21 protein-coding genes are annotated in these 16,419 nt (G+C 71.5%); 12 read left to right on the forward strand and 9 right to left on the reverse strand.

Features of this window, described 5'->3' with window-relative positions; translation table 11 throughout:
- Window positions 1-28 precede the first annotated feature (28 nt).
- On the forward strand, window positions 29-484 hold the full coding sequence (locus A4U64_RS27655; protein WP_082120260.1) for an SOS response-associated peptidase family protein: 456 nt from the start codon (window positions 29-31) through the stop codon (window positions 482-484).
- Here A4U64_RS27655 and ybaK read toward each other — a convergent pair.
- A complete protein-coding gene (gene ybaK, locus A4U64_RS07620; protein WP_050035459.1) occupies window positions 468-965 on the reverse strand; it encodes a Cys-tRNA(Pro) deacylase in 498 nt (165 codons plus the stop codon). The two genes, A4U64_RS27655 and ybaK, sit on opposite strands and share 17 nt — an antisense overlap.
- A 162-nt stretch (window positions 966-1,127) precedes the next feature.
- Between ybaK and A4U64_RS07625 the strand changes: the two genes are divergently transcribed.
- Both A4U64_RS07625 and rsrA read left to right on the forward strand, forming a co-directional pair.
- On the forward strand, window positions 1,128-1,757 hold the full coding sequence (locus A4U64_RS07625) for a sigma-70 family RNA polymerase sigma factor (RefSeq protein WP_037200997.1): 630 nt from the start codon (window positions 1,128-1,130) through the stop codon (window positions 1,755-1,757).
- Complete coding sequence (gene rsrA, locus A4U64_RS07630) at window positions 1,754-2,038, forward strand: mycothiol system anti-sigma-R factor (RefSeq protein WP_006942706.1); 285 nt, start codon at window positions 1,754-1,756, stop codon at window positions 2,036-2,038. The genes A4U64_RS07625 and rsrA overlap by 4 nt, the downstream gene beginning before the upstream one ends.
- A gap of 64 nt (window positions 2,039-2,102) precedes the next feature.
- Here rsrA and A4U64_RS29220 read toward each other — a convergent pair whose 3' ends face one another.
- The gene (locus A4U64_RS29220; protein WP_022597109.1) at window positions 2,103-2,177 is read right to left on the reverse strand and encodes a 50S ribosomal protein bL37; all 75 of its coding nucleotides are present in this window, start codon (window positions 2,175-2,177) and stop codon (window positions 2,103-2,105) included.
- A gap of 96 nt (window positions 2,178-2,273) precedes the next feature.
- Between A4U64_RS29220 and A4U64_RS07635 the strand changes: the two genes are divergently transcribed.
- Window positions 2,274-2,489: a biotin/lipoyl-binding carrier protein gene (locus A4U64_RS07635; RefSeq protein WP_003939128.1), complete on the forward strand. Its 216-nt coding sequence runs from the start codon at window positions 2,274-2,276 to the stop codon at window positions 2,487-2,489.
- 17 nt (window positions 2,490-2,506) lie between these two features.
- Window positions 2,507-3,985 (forward strand): sensor histidine kinase, encoded by a 1,479-nt coding sequence (locus tag A4U64_RS07640; RefSeq protein WP_006942716.1) that lies wholly within the window; start codon window positions 2,507-2,509, stop codon window positions 3,983-3,985.
- A gap of 186 nt (window positions 3,986-4,171) precedes the next feature.
- On the opposite strand, the gene A4U64_RS07645 is transcribed toward A4U64_RS07640, so the two are convergent.
- On the reverse strand, window positions 4,172-4,426 hold the full coding sequence (locus A4U64_RS07645; RefSeq protein WP_006550236.1) for a WhiB family transcriptional regulator: 255 nt from the start codon (window positions 4,424-4,426) through the stop codon (window positions 4,172-4,174).
- Window positions 4,427-4,652: 226 nt separating this feature from the next.
- Window positions 4,653-5,615, reverse strand: a complete 963-nt coding sequence (locus tag A4U64_RS07650; protein ID WP_006942718.1) for a diacylglycerol/lipid kinase family protein — start codon at window positions 5,613-5,615, stop codon at window positions 4,653-4,655.
- Between the two features lie 47 nt (window positions 5,616-5,662).
- On the opposite strand from A4U64_RS07650, the gene A4U64_RS07655 reads away from it, so the two are divergent.
- A complete protein-coding gene (locus A4U64_RS07655) occupies window positions 5,663-6,091 on the forward strand; it encodes a hypothetical protein (protein ID WP_006942719.1) in 429 nt (142 codons plus the stop codon).
- On the opposite strand, the gene A4U64_RS07660 is transcribed toward A4U64_RS07655, so the two are convergent.
- A complete protein-coding gene (locus tag A4U64_RS07660; RefSeq protein ID WP_006942720.1) occupies window positions 6,061-6,561 on the reverse strand; it encodes a GNAT family N-acetyltransferase in 501 nt (166 codons plus the stop codon). The genes A4U64_RS07655 and A4U64_RS07660 overlap by 31 nt on opposite strands.
- A 95-nt stretch (window positions 6,562-6,656) precedes the next feature.
- Here A4U64_RS07660 and A4U64_RS07665 point away from each other — a divergent pair, with 95 nt between their 5' ends.
- Entirely contained in the window at window positions 6,657-7,445 is a 789-nt protein-coding gene (locus A4U64_RS07665) for a ParA family protein (protein ID WP_006942721.1), read from the forward strand.
- A 25-nt stretch (window positions 7,446-7,470) separates the two neighbouring features.
- Here A4U64_RS07665 and A4U64_RS07670 read toward each other — a convergent pair whose 3' ends face one another.
- Window positions 7,471-8,688 (reverse strand): Rv3212 family protein, encoded by a 1,218-nt coding sequence (locus A4U64_RS07670; protein ID WP_065922409.1) that lies wholly within the window; start codon window positions 8,686-8,688, stop codon window positions 7,471-7,473.
- A 9-nt stretch (window positions 8,689-8,697) separates the two neighbouring features.
- Window positions 8,698-10,302, reverse strand: a complete 1,605-nt coding sequence (locus tag A4U64_RS07675) for a DEAD/DEAH box helicase (RefSeq protein WP_065922410.1) — start codon at window positions 10,300-10,302, stop codon at window positions 8,698-8,700.
- Between the two features lie 205 nt (window positions 10,303-10,507).
- On the opposite strand from A4U64_RS07675, the gene A4U64_RS07680 reads away from it, so the two are divergent.
- Window positions 10,508-11,212, forward strand: a complete 705-nt coding sequence (locus A4U64_RS07680) for a ferritin-like fold-containing protein (protein WP_065922411.1) — start codon at window positions 10,508-10,510, stop codon at window positions 11,210-11,212.
- 46 nt (window positions 11,213-11,258) lie between these two features.
- Window positions 11,259-11,489, forward strand: a complete 231-nt coding sequence (locus A4U64_RS07685; protein ID WP_006942731.1) for a DUF3107 domain-containing protein — start codon at window positions 11,259-11,261, stop codon at window positions 11,487-11,489.
- A 106-nt stretch (window positions 11,490-11,595) separates the two neighbouring features.
- Here A4U64_RS07685 and A4U64_RS07690 read toward each other — a convergent pair whose 3' ends face one another.
- The gene (locus tag A4U64_RS07690) at window positions 11,596-12,273 is read right to left on the reverse strand and encodes a TetR/AcrR family transcriptional regulator (protein ID WP_006942732.1); all 678 of its coding nucleotides are present in this window, start codon (window positions 12,271-12,273) and stop codon (window positions 11,596-11,598) included.
- Between the two features lie 226 nt (window positions 12,274-12,499).
- Here A4U64_RS07690 and A4U64_RS07695 point away from each other — a divergent pair, with 226 nt between their 5' ends.
- From A4U64_RS07695 to A4U64_RS07705, 3 genes are all read left to right on the forward strand, one after another.
- On the forward strand, window positions 12,500-13,546 hold the full coding sequence (locus A4U64_RS07695) for a DUF3152 domain-containing protein (RefSeq protein WP_373566439.1): 1,047 nt from the start codon (window positions 12,500-12,502) through the stop codon (window positions 13,544-13,546).
- Between the two features lie 49 nt (window positions 13,547-13,595).
- Complete coding sequence (moeZ, locus tag A4U64_RS07700) at window positions 13,596-14,771, forward strand: adenylyltransferase/sulfurtransferase MoeZ (protein WP_037200995.1); 1,176 nt, start codon at window positions 13,596-13,598, stop codon at window positions 14,769-14,771.
- A gap of 95 nt (window positions 14,772-14,866) precedes the next feature.
- The gene (locus A4U64_RS07705; RefSeq protein WP_006942736.1) at window positions 14,867-15,721 is read left to right on the forward strand and encodes a TIGR02569 family protein; all 855 of its coding nucleotides are present in this window, start codon (window positions 14,867-14,869) and stop codon (window positions 15,719-15,721) included.
- Here A4U64_RS07705 and A4U64_RS07710 read toward each other — a convergent pair.
- Entirely contained in the window at window positions 15,718-16,383 is a 666-nt protein-coding gene (locus tag A4U64_RS07710; RefSeq protein WP_006942737.1) for a FadR/GntR family transcriptional regulator, read from the reverse strand. The genes A4U64_RS07705 and A4U64_RS07710 overlap by 4 nt on opposite strands.
- Between the last annotated feature and the right edge of the window lie 36 nt (window positions 16,384-16,419).

A 16,419-nucleotide genomic window follows, 5' to 3' on the forward strand; every position in this document is an offset into this window, starting at 1 on the left:
CGGCATGCGGTGACGGCGGATCCGGCGGATGCGCTGGGGGCCCGTCCCGTCGTTCGCCACCGAGATTGTCCGGAGCGCAACGCTTTTCAACGCCCGACCCGAATCGGCCGCGCTCGAGCCCGCTTTCGCGCGGCCGGTGCGGCACCGGCGGTGCCTGGTGCCGACGGACGGCTGGTACGAGTGGCAGCACGACCCGTCGTCGGCCGACGGCAGGGCCGGCCCTGCCGGCAAGGCTGGCTGGGCCGGGCGGATCCCGTACTGCATGTCCCCGCGGGACGGTTCGCGCCACTGCACGGCCGGGCTGTGGTCGCGGTGGTCCGATCCGAAGTCGAGCCGCGAGGCGGTGGTCTCGATCACGATCCGGCGTCGGCCGAGGTCGGCAGCGTCCGCAACCACGGTCCCGGACTGCTCGCCCCGGCCTCGCCCGCCGCCGAGCAGCTCACCCTGCTCTGACGCCCGGCGCCGAATCAGGCCCCGGTGGTGATCGGCGCCACCACCGCGCCCGCGAGCCGCACCAGGTCCGCCGGCGCGAGTTCGATCTCGAGGCCGCGGCGTCCCGCGCTGCACAGGACCCGATCCCACTGTTGCGCGGAGGCGTCGACGGCGGTGCGCAGCCGGCTGCGCTGGCCCAGCGGTGAAATCCCCCCGAGGACGTAGCCGGTGGCGCGCTCGGCGTCGCTGCGCTCGGCCATGACCGCCTTACCGCCACCGAGGGCGGCCGCCGCCGCCTTGAGCGAGAGGGTCGCCGGGACCGGGATCACGGCCACCGCGAGCTTGCCGTCGGAGAGCTTGATCACCAGGGTCTTGAAGATCTGCGCGGGGACCACCCCGAGCCGCTGCCCGAGCATCTCGACGGCCTCGGAGCCGAAGGAGCCGGCCCGCGGGTCGTGCGGGTACTCGTGGATGCGGTGGGTGATGTTCTCGCGCAGCAGCAGCTTCGTCGCGGGAGTGGAGGTCGAGGCCATGCGCGCCAATGTAGGGAACAAGGGCCGGACCTGTCGTGTTGATTCCGGGTGGCCGCCCCGATCGGGCGCGGCCGGTGACCGAGAGCGAGGGAGTACCGCGTGCCTGTGCTGTGCCCGCCCCGACCGGTAGCCTTCACGGATACGGCAAGTGAAGGGATCGGTGTGGTCGAGGAGTCTGGTGCGGAACTGGCCGAACGGTTCGAGCGGGATGCACTGCCCCTGCTCGATCAGCTCTACGGCGCGGCCCTGCGGATGACCCGCAACCCTGCGGATGCGGAGGATCTGGTTCAGGAGACGTATATCAAGGCGTTCTCCGCCTTCTCCTCGTTCAAGGAGGGCACCAACCTCAAGGCGTGGTTGTACCGCATCCTGACGAACACCTACATCAACTCCTACCGCAAGAAGCAGCGCCAGCCCGCGCAGTACCCGACGGAGGAGATCACCGACTGGCAGCTCGCGGCGACCGCCGAGCACAGCTCCACCGGTCTGCGGTCGGCCGAGGTCGAGGCGCTCGACGCGCTTCCCGACGACGACGTCAAGGCTGCGCTGCAGGAGCTGCCCGAGGAGTTCCGGATGGCGGTGTACTACGCCGACGTCGAGGGCTTCCCGTACAAGGAGATCGCGGAGATCATGGGGACCCCCATCGGCACGGTGATGTCGCGGCTGCACCGCGGCCGCAAGCAGCTGCGCGGCCTGCTGGCCGATGTCGCGCGGGAGCGGGGATTCAACCGGAGCGGAGCCGTCGACGCGGCCGTCGGAGACGGTGCGGACAAGAAGGAGGTCTCGAGGTGAGCGAGTCGGCCGACTTCGATCAGCTCGACTGTTCCGCGGTGATCGCGGACGTCTACCTGCTGCTCGACAGCGAGTGCGACGATCGGTCGCGTGAGCGCCTGCAGCGCCATCTCGACGACTGCGGGTCCTGCCTCGAGGCGTACGGGCTCGAGTCCCAGCTCAAGTCCCTGCTGAGCCGCAAATGCGGCGGCGAGCACGCTCCGGAGGGCCTCCGGGAGCGGCTGCTGATAGAGATCCGGCGGACCGTCGTCGTGACGACCCGCACCGACGTCCGGGATTGAGCCACCAACGAGTGAGGGGGCCGGAAGCAGCTGCTTCCGGCCCCCTCACTCGTGTGCGCGCGCCTCAGGCGTTGGGACGCTTGCCGTGGTTGGCGGCGTTGCCCTTGCGGCTGCGCTTCTTGCGGCCTCGCTTACCCATGGTCCGATCTCCTTTCTGGTTCATTACAGTGTTTCACGTGTGGTCCGGTGGCCCTGAAAGCAGGGCCACCGTCTTCTTCGTGGAATGAGGTGCCCGATGGCCGAGGACGTGCGCGCCGAGATGGTCTCCACCGTGTTCGAGGTGGTCGTGCAGGAGGGGGACGTCGTCGCCGAAGGCGACACACTGGTGATCCTGGAGTCCATGAAGATGGAGATCCCGGTGCTCGCCGAGACGTCGGGCACCGTGACATCGCTGGACGTGGTCGTCGGCGACGTCGTCCAGCAGGGCGATCTCATCGCGGTCATCTCCTGAGTCCGCACGTGCCACCCGTGTCCACCCTCAGTGCCCTCCTCGCCGAGCACACCGATCTGCCGGGCGGTGCGGTCGATCACCTCCAGCGGGTCGTCGGCGAATGGCAGTTGCTCGCGGACCTGTCCTTCGCGGACGTCCTGTTGTGGGTGAGCGCGGAGCCGGGTGGGGTGGTGTGCGTGGCGCAGTGCCGGCCCACCACCGCCTCGACCGTGCTGCCCGAGGACATGGTGGGTTCGGTGGTCTCCGAACGGGAGCACCCACACGTGCTGCGGGCCCTCGAGACCGGAGTGGTCGTCTCCGCGGACTCACGGCCCAGCCACGTCGCGCCCCTGCGCCGTCAGGCCGTGCCGGTCCGCTGGGACGGGCAGGTCATCGCGGTCCTGAGCCGCGACGCGGCGACCGTGGCGCGGCGCACCAAGAGCGCCCTCGAGACCGCCTACCTCGAATGCGCCGACGCCTTGTTCACGATGATCTGCGAAGGCACCTTCCCGAATCCGGAATCCCGATCCGACACCAAGTCCAGTCCGCGGGCCGGGGACGGCTTCATCCGCCTCGACCGGTCCGGCCGGGTGGTGTACGCGAGCCCGAACGCCCTGTCCGCCTACCACCGGATGGGCCTGAACTCCGACCTGCTCGGCCAGAACCTGATCGAGACGACGCGCGCGCTGGTGACCGATCCGTTCGAGAGCGAGGACGTCGAGACCTATCTGCGCGGAGCGGTGCACGGCAAGCTGGGGCGGCCCATGGAGATCGAGGCCCGCGGCGCCACCGTGCTGCTGCGCGCGCTGGTGCTCGCGCCCGGCGGCCGGCTCGAGGGCGCTGCGGTGGTCATCCGCGACGTCACCGAGGTCAAGCGGCGCGACCGGGCGTTGCTGAGCAAGGACGCCACGATCCGGGAGATCCACCACCGGGTGAAGAACAACCTGCAGACGGTCGCGGCCCTGCTGCGGCTGCAGGCACGGCGCACCGGCAACACCGAGGCCCGGCAGGCCCTCGCCGAGGCGGTACGCCGGGTGACGTCGATCGCGCTCGTGCACGAAGCGCTGTCGATGTCGGTGGACGAGGAGGTCGATCTCGACGACGTCGTCGACCGGCTGATCCCCATCGTCGTCGACGTCGCGGCCGTGGGCAGCCAGGTCCGGGTGCGCCGGGAGGGCAGCCTCGGGGTCTTCCCCGCCGAGCGGGCGACACCGCTGGTGATGGTGCTCACCGAACTCGTGCAGAACTCCGTGGAACACGCCTTCGACCCGGGTGCCTCCGGCACCGTGACGCTGCGCGCCGAGCGGTCGGCCCGCTGGCTCGACGTGGTGGTCCACGACGAGGGCAAGGGTCTGCCGGAGGGGTTCGACCTCGGCAGTTCGGACCGCCTGGGCCTGCAGATCGTGCGCACGCTCGTCGCCGCGGAACTCGGCGGGACGTTGCGGCTCGAACGGGCTGCGCCGACCGGCACCGACGCGCGGCTGCGGGTTCCGCTGGGCCGGGTGACACTCGGCTGAGACGGTCTCGCCGTGTCCCTGCTGGGACGGTGTCGCCGTGTCCCTGCCGGGACGGTGTCGCCGTGTCCCTGCCGGGACGGTGTCGCCGTGTCCCTGCCGGGACGGGGGAGCGCGGCCTCCGGACGCGGGAAGGCCCGGCACCGAAACGGTGCCGGGCCTTCCCGGAGCTCTGTGGCGTAGGTCGCGTCAGACCGCGGTGCGTGCCCGGGTACGGGCGTTGCGGCGCTTGAGGGCGCGACGCTCGTCCTCGCTCATGCCGCCCCAGACGCCCGCGTCCTGGCCGGACTCGAGGGCCCACGAGAGGCACTCGGCGGTGACGGGGCAGCGGTTGCACACGAGCTTGGCGTCGGCGATCTGCGCGAGGGCCGGACCGCTGTTGCCGACGGGGAAGAACAGCTCGGGATCCTCGTCGCGGCAGATGGCCTTGTGGCGCCAGTCCATGCTTCTACTCTCCTTCGATAGTGCTCGTCGCACCGGCTGATCGTGGTGGCAAGTTCATGTGCGCGTCGGCAAGTGTTTCCGCGCGGTTACTTGTGAATGCTTTCACGAACCAGCGTGAAGTCAATAGAAAACGTCACGACCGTGGGGAAGCTCACGCCGACGGTGTCCCGGGTATTTGGGTTCGAACTTCCTTTGTACACCTCGGGAAACGAAAATGTAACCCGGATCACGTACGGGCGTCGGCGCGCCCGGGACACGGGGCCACGACGTCGAGCACGGCGGGCACCGACACGAACTCCACTTCGGTGCGAAGGCCCAGGTAGTCGCCGTCGACCTGCAGGCCGATCGGCCGGGACGACACCGCCTGCACCCGCGCGACGTCGTCGACGCGCACCAGGCGACGGGAGTTCGGATCGCCGCGCCGCGCGAGCAGCTGGCGGACCACCCGCAGGCTCGCGAACACCGCCGTCGTCGTCATCGCGAAGACTCCGAGCCCGGTCTCGAACGAGGTGCCCGGGTTGGTATGCACCGGGCGCTTGTCGAGGTAGGTCCATGGGCTCGAATTGGAGACGAACGCGTAGTACACGCCCGGGATCGGTGGCCGGCCGGGCAGCGTCAACGTCAGCGCGGGTTCGGCGCCCTTCGACTTGAAGAACTGCGTGATCGAATGCGCGACGTAACGCGCGGTGGTGACCTTCCGCCCGCCCAGCCGGCTCAGGTCGATGGCCTCGCACACCTGCGCGTCGAGCCCGAGTCCCGCATTGAAGACGAACCACCGGCCGTCGCAGTGGCCGAGGCCGATCCGGCGGGTGGTGCGCTGGGCCAGCAGGTCGAGCAACTGCTCGGTCGCCGTCACCGGATCGGCGTCCACGCCCAGCGACCGGGCGAAGACATTGGCCGAGCCGCCGGGGACCACCGCGAGCAGGGGGAGAGTGGGGTCGGCCACCCGTTCCGACGGGGTGCCGAGCAGACCGTTGACGATCTCGTTGACGGTGCCGTCGCCGCCGTGCGCGACGACGACGTCCATCCCGTCGGCGTGCGCCGAGCGGGCCAGTTCGGCGGCGTGCCCCCGATGGGTGGTGTGGGCGACGGTGAGGGAGACCCGGTCGGCGAGCGCACGGGCCAGCCGGTCGCGACCGGCCGGAGTGGTGGTCGTCGCGTTGGGGTTCACGATCAGCAGTGCGCGCACGGAGCATCAGCCTAAGTGGTCTCGTACGGGTCCACTACGCTGGCCGGGTGTCCACCGAGTCGCCACGCAGCACCGTTCCGTCGACCGTTCGAGCCGCGGGTGGTCTCGTCGTCCTCGAAGGCGTGATCGCCATCGGCTTCGCTGTGGTCTCCGTGGTCCGGGCCCTCACGGGCGGGCACGACCAGACGGTCGGCAACGGCTACGGCCTCGCACTGTGGCTGGGGATCCTGTTCGGCGGCGTGCTCGCGGCCGGGATCGCGCTGCTGCGGGGCAAGCGGTGGGGGCGGGCCGTGGCGATCGTCGCCCAGCTGTTGCTGCTGCCGGTGGCCTGGTCGCTGCTGACGGACTCCCACCAGGTCGTGCTCGGCATCCTGCTCGCCCTGATCGTGGTGCCGGCGCTGGTGCTGCTGTTCAGCCCGCCGACGACGCGCTGGCTGGCGCAGGACTACGCCCCGGACGCCGACGACGTGGCCTGATCTCCGCCGAGCGCGGCGAGTGCCTGCCCGCTGAGGCGGAAGGTGGTCCACTCGTCCTGCGGGACGGCGCCGAGCGAGCGGTAGAACCCGATCGACGGCGTGTTCCAGTCCAGCACCGACCAGCTCAGGCGGCTGTAGCCGCGGTCGACGCATTCGCGGGCCAGTGCCGCGAGCAGAGCGCGGCCGTGGCCGTGGCCCCGGTGCTCGGGCCGGACGTACAGGTCCTCGAGGTAGATGCCGTGCACCCCGTCCCAGGTGGAGAAGTTGCGGAACCACAGCGCCATGCCCACCACCGTTCCCTGTGCGTCCTCTGCGACGTGGGCGAACGCGGCGGCGTCCCTGCCGAACAACGCCGTGTGCAGCTGCTCGGGCACGACGGTGCACTCGGCGCGGGCCTTCTCGTACTCGGCCAGCTCGTAGACGAGGGCGGTGAGGGCGTCGACGTCGGCGGGACGGGCGCGGCGGATCACGATCGGGGGCCTTTCGTGGGGATCGGCGACCCGCCGGACGGCGGAAGTCGCGGTCGATTCTCGCGTTCGGACGACTTTTAGGCGAGGATCGTTCCGTGACAACGGTACTTGCGGTGGCAAATCAGAAGGGTGGCGTCGCGAAGACGACCACCGTCGCGTCTCTGGCGGCCGCCCTGGCCGGGTTGGGGCAGCGGGTGCTCGTCGTCGACCTGGACCCGCAGGGATGCCTGACATTCTCGCTCGGGCACAACCCCGACCGGCTCGAACGCTCGGTGCACGACGTGCTGGTCGGGGCGGCGGAGGCCAAGGAGGTTCTGCTCGACACGGACGAGGGCTTCACGTTGCTGCCCGCGACGATCGACCTCGCCGGGGCCGAGGCGCTGCTGCTGATGCGGCCGGGGCGGGAGTTCACCCTCCGGCGGGCGCTGGCCCCGCTGCTCGACAGTTTCGACGTCGTCGTGATCGACTGCCCGCCGTCGCTGGGCGTGCTCACGCTCAACGGCCTGACCGCCGCGCAGTCCGTGCTCGTGCCCCTGCAGTGCGAGACCCTCGCGCACCGCGGCGTCGGGCAGCTGCTGCGTACCGTCGCCGAGGTCAAGCAGATCACCAACCCCGACCTCGAGCTCCTCGGTGCCCTGCCGACGCTCTACGACGCTCGCACGACGCACAGCCGCGACGTGCTCGCCGACGTCGCCGACCGGTACGACATGCCGGTGCTCGCGCCGCCGATCCCGCGCACCGTGCGCTTCGCGGAGGCGTCGGCGTCGGGGGCGTCGGTGCTCGCCGGCCGGAAGAACAAGGGCGCCGAGGCCTATCGCGAGCTGGCCGAGAACCTGCTCGCCCACTGGCGCGACGGCAAGAAGCTGGTCACCTTCACGTCGTGAGGTGCGCGGTGAGTCCCTCGGGGGCTCATCGCAGCACTACGACCTGCGGCCCGCGCTGCTCGAGCACCGAAGTCCCGGCGACCGCCACGTTCACCACTCCCGCCTCGTCGCGCACGACCGGAATCCGGCCCTGCACCGCCCCGGTGGCAGGCTCGACCACCGCGAGGGCGTCGCGCACCGGCAGCAGCAGGGCCCCGGCCATGGCGGCGCCGGTGCCCGTCGTCCCGGGCAGCGTCCACCGCGGCACCAGGTCGTCGCCGCCGAGGGCGACGGTCTCCGTGCCCGACCACCACGTGAGGAACGAACCCTGCACCGCGGCGGGGAACACCGCGTCCGGCGTCGCCGCGGCCGACAGCGGGTGTCGGGCGGTCAGCGTGCCGGCGGCGTCGTATCCGGCGAGAACGGGCCCGGAGGAGGCGGTGGGCGGCAGGTACAGCACCGTGCGCTCACCGCTCACCGCGACGACGCGCGTACCCATGTCGTCCGGCCCCAGTTCCGGCAGCACCGACGAGGCGATCTCCTTCGGCTGGGAGTCTGCCTCCGGGGTCGTCTCGAGCAGCGTCAACCGGTCCGCCTCTTCGCCCGGGCAGCGTTCGACGACCGCCAGCCGGGTGCTGCTGGCCGCGGCCGAGCGCAGCGTGCACCCGTTGCGGGGTTGCGCCCCCGGCACGACGGGCGCGTCCACGCGCCCGTACTCGAGCGTGCGCACGAGATCCGACCGCCACAGTTCGAGGCGGGTGTCGCCCCGCGAGATCACGTGGGTGTCGGCGGCGGTGAGGGTCACTGCGTCGTCGGCGTCGCTGGAACGCTGCGCCCCGCGCATTCCCGAATCGGGGACCAGTTGGGTCACCTGGCTGCATCCCCGCTGGTCGCGGTACACCGCCACGGCGGTGCGCCAGTCCTCCACGACCCCGCACAGCGGCATGTCGCGGCCGTAGCGCCACAGCTCGGCGCCCGAGTCGAGGGCGCGGCCGGTGACCGTGCCGCCGTCGCCGGTGACCACGACACCTCCGACCGCGATCGGACGGGACGTCGCGCCGCTGGGGGCCCGCCACGCCTCCGTCAGCGTCGACGGCACCGCCGTCGCGGACGCCGGCGCGTCGGGTGCCGCGTCGGTCGTGACGGACACGGTGCCGCGTGCGTCCGACCGCAGCCAGACGACGCTCGCCGCCGCGACGACCGCGACGGCGAGCAGGAGGGCTGCGATCAGGTCCGCCCGGGTTCTGCGCTCCGGTGCGAGCATCGCGGCCGACTACTGGGCAGCCGAGGCCGTAACCGTGTCGCTCTTCGCCGTCGCGGAGGAACCGCCGCGGCGCCGGCGCCGGCGCCGGCGTGCGGGCGCCGCCGTCCCGTCCCCGGAGTCCTCGGCCTGCTCCGACGCGGCGCTCGTGTTCTCGGGTCCGGTGTTCTCGGCACTTCCGGAGTCGGGCCGGCCACCGCGGGTGCGCCGGCGGACCCGGGTGCGCTTGGGTCGTGCTGCGTCCTCGGCGGGCTCGGCGGCCTCCTCGCGGGCGGGCCGCTCCGCCGGCGCCTTGCGGACCGTGCCGGTCGTGCCTTCGGGGATGCCCAGCTCCTCGAACAGGTGCGGCGAACTCGAGTACGTCTCGACCGGGTCGGACAGGCCGAGGTCGAGGGCCTTGTCGATGAGCTGCCAGCGCGGGATGTCGTCCCAGTCGACCAGGGTGACGGCGATGCCGGTGCGCCCCGCCCGGCCGGTGCGGCCGATGCGGTGGACGTAGGTCTTCTCGTCCTCGGGGCACTGGTAGTTCACGACGTGGGTGACGTCGTCGATGTCGATGCCGCGGGCGGCCACGTCGGTGGCGACGAGCACGTCGATCTTGCCCTTGCGGAACCTGTCGAGGGCCTTCTCCCGGGCGATCTGCCCCAGGTCGCCGTGCACGGCTCCGACGGCGAAGCCGCGCTCGGCGAGCTCGTCGGCGACCTTCTGCGCGGTGCGCTTGGTGCGGGTGAAGATCATCGTGGCGCCCCGGCCCTCGGCCTGCAGCACCCGCGCCACCAGCTCCGCCTTGTCGAGTGCGTGCGCGCGGTAGACGAGCTGGTTGGTGCGCTCGTGCACCGCGGAGGACTCCGGCTCCTCGGCCCGGATGTGCGTCGGGCGCGTGAGGAAGGTGCGGGCGAGCGTGATGATCGGGCCGGGCATCGTCGCCGAGAACAGCATCGTCTGGCGGCGGTCGGGCACCATGCCGAGAATGCGCTCGATGTCCGGGAGGAAGCCGAGGTCGAGCATCTCGTCCGCCTCGTCCATCACCAGGATGCCGATCTTGCCGAGGATCAGGTGACCCTGGTTGGCGAGATCCAGCAGGCGGCCCGGGGTCCCGACAACGACGTCGACGCCCTTCTTCAGCACGTCGACCTGTGTCTCGTACGGGCGCCCGCCGTAGACGGACAGGACCTTCAGCGGTCCGTCGGCGCCGCGGAGGTACTTGGCGGCGTTCTCGAGGTCCTGCGTGACCTGCAGGCACAGCTCGCGCGTCGGCACGATCACCAGGGCGCGGGGCGTTCCGTCGAGGGCGGTGGTGCCGGACGCGGTGGTGGTGAGGCGGTGCAGCAGCGGGACACCGAACCCGAAGGTCTTGCCCATGCCGGTGCGCGCCTGTCCGATCAGGTCGTCGCCGGCGAGGGCGAGGGGGAGCGTCAGCTCCTGGATGGCGAAGGTGCGCTCGATGCCCATCTCGGCGAGAGCGCGGACGATCTCGTCCCGCACGCCCAGCTCGCCGAACGTGGGCGGGGTGTGGGTGGAGTCGAGTTGGGCCGACACCGTGGTTTCGGTGGCGTCGTCTTCGTGGTCGACAGTGATCTTGCTCAGGGGTCTGGCCTTCCTGGTCTCGGCACGCACGCACGAGTGGAGAGGCGACCGGCCTGCGCCTCAGCGAGAGCGACCGGAACGGGCTCTGCGAGGCGCGGCAGCGATCTGCGATCGGGTGCGCGCACATCATCGGTGAAGTCCGCGGGGCCGGTGGTCGGCGCCTCGAGGCGCGGCCTTCCAGGACCATTGTACCGTGAGCCGCGCGGTCACCGGCTGGGTACTACGCTGTGTCGTCATGGGAGCCGAAACGTCGCCGTCCGCCGCAGAGTCTCGTCCACCCGCCGCTCCGGCGCGCGTCCCGGCCGATCATCCCGGCGTCGCCGAGTTGTTCGCGGTGCTCGCCTACGGTGAGATCTCGGCCTTCTACCGCCTCGCCGACGATGCACGGATGTCGCCGAGCCTGCAGGGGCGGGTGGCGTTCGCGAGCATGGCCGCCGCGGAGATGAGCCACTTCGAGACGCTGCACGCCGCGCTCACCGCGCGCGGCGTGGAGATCTACACGGCGATGGAGCCCTACCGGCGCGCCCTCGACGCGTACCACGCGTCCACGAACCCCTCGACCTGGCACGAGTCGCTGGTCAAGGCGTATGTCGGCGACGGCATCGCCGCCGACTTCTACCGCGAGATCGCCGGCACCCTCGCCCCCGAGGTGGCGGAGGTCGTGCGGGAGGTCCTCGCCGAGACCGGGCACTCGGAGTTCGTGGTGCACGAGGTGCGCGAGGCGGTGCGGCGCAGCGCGGCCGACAAGGACCGGCTGATGCTGTGGGGACGGCGGCTGCTCGGTGAGGCCATCACCCAGGCGCAGTACGTGATGGCCCAGCGTGAGGACCTCACCGATCTGGTGATCGCCGCGTCCGGTGATCTCACCGACATTGCCGCGTTGTTCGACCGGATGCAGCTCGAGCACGCCGAGCGGATGGCGGTGCTGGGACTGCACTAGCCTGGGCGGGGACAGCTGTAGAGCCCTGAGAGTTCGGAGGTCGACCGTGGAGGTCAAGATCGGTGTTGCGGACAGTCCCCGCGAGCTCACCGTGATCAGCGAGCAGACGCCCGACGAGGTCGAGTCGCTCGTGGCGCAAGCCCTGGCCGGCGAGAAGGACGGCGTGCTGACACTCGTCGACGAGAAGGGCCGCAAGCTCATCGTGCAGGCGGCGCGGGTCACCTACGTCGAGATCGGTCCCGCCGACATTCGCAAGGTCGGGTTCGCGGCGACCTAGAACGACGGCATCACGACGAAGGGCCGGGGCTGCTGCCCCGGCCCTTCTGTCGTCGCGGGCGCGGCCCCGGCCCTGGGGTCGGCGCCGTCTGGTCGGCGCCTTCCGGTTACCGCCTGCGCAGCTCCGGCTGCAGCGGCACGTGCGAGAGTCCACCCCAGGCGAGAGCGACCGTGGTGTCGACGGCGTCCTCCTTCGGAATCGGCCGGGCGGCCTCGAGCCAGTAGCGGGCGGTGAACTGGCTGGTGCCGACGAGGCCGACCGCCAGGATGCGCGCCCGGTAGGGGTCCAGACCGGAGTCGTGGCTCACCAGGTCGAACACCGCGTCGACGCATGCCTCGGTGGCCTGCTCCACGCGGTGGGCCACCTGCGGCTCGCCCATCAGGTCCGATTCGAACACCAGACGGAAACCCTGCGAGTCGTTGTCGACGAAGTCGAAGAACGCCTGCACCGCGGCGCGGACGCGCTGCCTGTTGTCGGTCGTCGACCGCAGGGCCTGGCGGACTCCGGCGATCAGGCTGTCGACGTAGCTCTGCAGCACAGCGCAGTACAGTTCGAGCTTGCCGGGAAAGTGCTGGTACAGCACCGGCTTGCTGACCCCGGCGCACTCGGCGATCTCGTCCATGCCGGCCGCGTGGTATCCGCGGGTGACGAAGACTTCGCTGGCTGCAGCGAGGAGCTGGACCCGGCGCTCGTCCCGCGGCATCCGGGCGCCGCGTCGAGTGCCGGTGCCGTTGCCCGAGCTGGTGGCGCGGCCGGACGATGTCCGGGCTGCGAGTTCGGTCATGTCGCTCCCAATCCGAAAAATTCGTCGAAGTGATGCCTACCACTACGACGTGCAATCGTCTCTGCACGTTACAGGCCGGGGGGCCTCGAGGTGCCGTGCACCCCTACCCACGAGTATCCCAGCCGAAGGCCCACTGTGCGCGGCGCCACATCGGCGTGGCGGCGGTCGGCGCCCGCGCTCGGCGACCCGGCACGGCCGGCGACGGCCGTATGAGAGTCTGGCAACCGTGACCGACCGAGCAGGAGCCGGCGTGACGGACACACCGCGCCGCCCGGTGCGCAGTCCGCACCGGACACCCGAGGACCGGACGTCCGACCGGCGACGCAGCCGCGCCCCTTCCCACCAGCCTCTGCGAGCTCAGTGGGATCCCGTCTCGGGCGGGGAGAAGGTTCCTCGCCCGCCGCGCCCGGACCGCGGGGTGCGCAGGCAGACCCGGCTCGGCCGGTTCGTCGCGACCTACGGATGGCGGGCCTACGCCATCCCCGTCCTCGCGGTCCTCACGGTGATCGTCCTGGTGGATGCGCTGCGCACCGGTGGCAGCACGCCCGAGGCCACGGCGGCCGGGGACGCGGCGGCCGCATCCGGCGACGTGGTGGGCGTGCCCGCGCCGGTCGCGGACGGCACGTTCCCCGCCGATCTGCCGTCCGGCGCGCTCCCGGACGGCGGGCCGTTCACGGTGGCCGGCGCCGGCACCTGGCGGGTGGTGCCCGGGACCAGCGGTCAGGTCGGCACCGGCCGCGTCTACACCTACACCGTGGAGATCGAGGACGGGGTCGACGCCACCGGCTACGGCGGCGACGCGGCGTTCGCCCGGATGGTCGACGAGACCCTGGCCAACCCGAAGAGCTGGACACAGGACCCGGCGTTCGCGTTCCGTCGCGTCGATCAGGGCGTGCCCGACTTCCGGGTGTCGCTGACGTCCCAGATGACGATCCGGCAGGGCTGCGGGTACGACATCGAGCTGGAGGTGTCGTGCTACAACCCGGGCCTGGGCCGGGTCCTGCTCAACGAGCCGCGGTGGGTGCGTGGCGCCGTCGCATTCCAGGGTGACATCGGCTCCTACCGTCAGTATCAGATCAACCACGAGGTCGGGCACGCCATCGGCTTCGCCGCCCACGAGGGGTGCGGCAGCGACGGGGGCCTCGCGCCGATCATGATGCAGCAGTCCTTCGGCACCGCCAACGACGACATCGCCGGCCTCGATCCCGAGGGCCTCGTCCCCCGCGACGGACTCACCTGCAGGTTCAACCCGTGGCCGTATCCGCGGGCGTGAGGATGGGACAATCGGGTAACCGCCCGATCGAGCCGGCCGAGGAGCTGTCGTGAGCCCATTACCACCTCTGGTGGAACCCGCTGCGGACCTGACGCGCGAGGAGGTGGCCCGCTACAGCCGGCACCTGATCATCCCCGGGGTGGGGGTGGTGGGGCAGCGGCGGCTGAAGAACGCGCGGGTGCTGTGCATCGGCGCCGGCGGCCTCGGTTCGCCGGTGCTGCTCTACCTCGCCGCGGCGGGTGTCGGCACCCTCGGCATCGTCGAGTTCGACGATGTCGAATCGTCCAACCTGCAACGGCAGGTGATCCACGGGATCGCCGACGTGGGCCGCCCCAAGGGGGAGAGCGCCCGCGACACGATCCGCGGGATCAACGACAACGTGGAGGTGCGGCTGCACCCGGTGCGCCTGGACCCCGGCAACGCCGTCGCACTGTTCGAGCAGTACGACCTGATCCTCGACGGCACCGACAACTTCGCCACCCGCTACCTCGTCAACGACGCCGCGGTCCTCGCCGGCAAGCCGTACGTATGGGGGTCGATCTTCCGGTTCGAGGGACAGGTGTCGGTGTTCTGGGAGGCCGCACCGGACGGGCGGGGGCTGAACTACCGGGACCTGTACCCGGAGGCGCCGCCGCCCGGGATGGTCCCGTCCTGCGCCGAGGGCGGCGTGCTCGGGGTGCTCTGCGCGTCCGTCGGGTCGATCATGGCCACCGAGGCGGTCAAGCTGATCACCGGCATCGGCGAGTCGCTGCTCGGACGCCTGATGATCTACGACGCTCTCGCGATGAGCTACCGGACGGTGACGTTGCGCCGCGACCCGGGCCGGGTGCCGGTGACCGAGCTGGTCGACTACGAGTCCTTCTGCGGTGTGGTGCCGGACGACGGCGCAGCCGCCCTCGCCGAGTCCACCATCACCCCGACCGAGCTGCGCCGGCTGCTCGAGTCGGACCGGGAGATCGAGCTGATCGACGTGCGCGAGCCGGTCGAGTGGGACATCGTCCACATCGAGGGGGCGCGGCTGATCCCGAAGGACCGCATCCTCTCCGGCGAGGCGCTGGCGGAGCTGCCGCAGCACAGGCCGATCGTGCTGCACTGCAAGACGGGGATCCGCTCGGCCGAGGCCCTCGCGGTGCTGAAGGAGGCCGGGTTCGCGGACGCCACGCATCTGCAGGGCGGGGTGCTCGCGTGGGCGCAGCAGGTGGACCCTTCGCTGCCCGTGTACTGAGGGAATACGGGGAAGATAACGATGCGGGAATGGTGTCCCCGGGTAACGGAGTGCCTTCCCCTCAACGGGGCGGCGCCGACTGTACGGTGTGCCCCGTGAGTCCCCTCGAACCCCCGCAGCACGTGCGCTCGACCTTCGGCCTCCGCGACGTCGAACCGGTCCCGCTCGGGGCGGACTGGGACGGTGGCTGGCGGTGCGGCGACGTCGTGCTCTCGCCGGTCGCCGACCATGCCCGCGCAGCGTGGTCGGCGAAGGTGCGCGAGACCCTCGGGGTCGACGGGGTGCGACTGGCGCGGCCCGTCCGCTCCACCGACGGCCGCTACGTCGTCTCCGGTTGGCGCGCCGACACCTACATCGTGGGCACCTCCGAACCGCGGCACGACGAGGTGGTGGCCCTGTCGCTGCGGCTGCACGCGGCCACCGCCCAGCTGGAGCGGCCGCGCTTCCTCATGCAGCCGCCCGTGGCGCCGTGGGAGGACGTCGACGTGTTCGTCGCCGCCGACCGCGCGGCGTGGGAGGCGGTGCCCCTGCGCACCGCCCGCGCCGCCGGCGCCCCGGAAACCGTCACTCCCGACGGACGCAAGAGCATCGACCTGATCAACCAGCTCGCGACGCTGCGCAAGCCGGTCCACCTGCCCGATCAGCTCGTGCACGGTGACCTGTTCGGCACCGTGCTCTTCGCCGGCAGCGCCGCGCCGGGCCTGACCGACATCACCCCCTACTGGCGGCCCGCGTCGTGGGCGGCCGGTGTCGCCGTCGTCGACGCGCTGTCGTGGGGCGGGGCCGACGACGAGCTCATCGGCCGGTGGGAGGACCTGCCGGAATGGCCACAGATGCTGTTGCGCGCGGTGATGTTCCGGCTCGCCGTGCACGCCCTGCATCCGCGCTCCACGGAGGAGGCGTTCCCGGGGCTGGCACACACCTCGGATCTGGTGCGGCTGCTCCTCTAGCCTTCGCCGCCGCGCAGCTCCCCGAACATCGCGAGCGCGGCGGCGGTGGCGCGGCCGGGCTCTCCCGCGACGACGGCGAGCACCAGCTCGCGGTGCTCGTCGTGGAACCCCGCCCCCGTCTCGTCGACGCGGCGCCGGATCGTCTCCTCGATGACGGGCAGCAGCGAGTCGTAGAACTCGAGGTACACGGCGTTGTGGCTGGCCTCGACGATTGCGCGGTGCAGGGCGACGTCGGCGGCGAGAGCGGCGGCCGAACGCGGGTCGGCCCACGCGCGCATCCGCGCGTCGAACAGTTCGGTCAGGTGCGCGGCGTCCGCGTCGGTGCGGCGCCGGGCGGCGAGCGCTGCGGCGGTGACGTCCAGCGCCTGCCGCAGTTCGAGCACGTCCTGCTCGTGGGCGTCGGCGAAGTAGGTGCCGAGAGCGCTGCCCACCTCCGAGGTGGCGACGACGTAGGTGCCCGAGCCCTGCCGCCGCTCCAGCAGCCCCGAGTGCACGAGCGCCTGCACGGCTTCGCGCACGGTGTTGCGGCCCGTCCCGGTCAGCTCGGCCAGGGCGGGTTCGGGAGGGATGCGGGTGCCCACCGCCCAGGCGCCGGTGCGGATCTGGTCGCGCAACTGCTCGGTGACCTGGGCGATGAGGCTGGTGCGTCGCACGGTGCGCATGGGGATCCTTCCTGCATCCGGAAAACACCTTCGACG

Source organism: Rhodococcus sp. WB1 (assembly GCF_001700945.1).
In the GTDB taxonomy this organism is placed as follows: domain Bacteria; phylum Actinomycetota; class Actinomycetes; order Mycobacteriales; family Mycobacteriaceae; genus Rhodococcus; species Rhodococcus aetherivorans.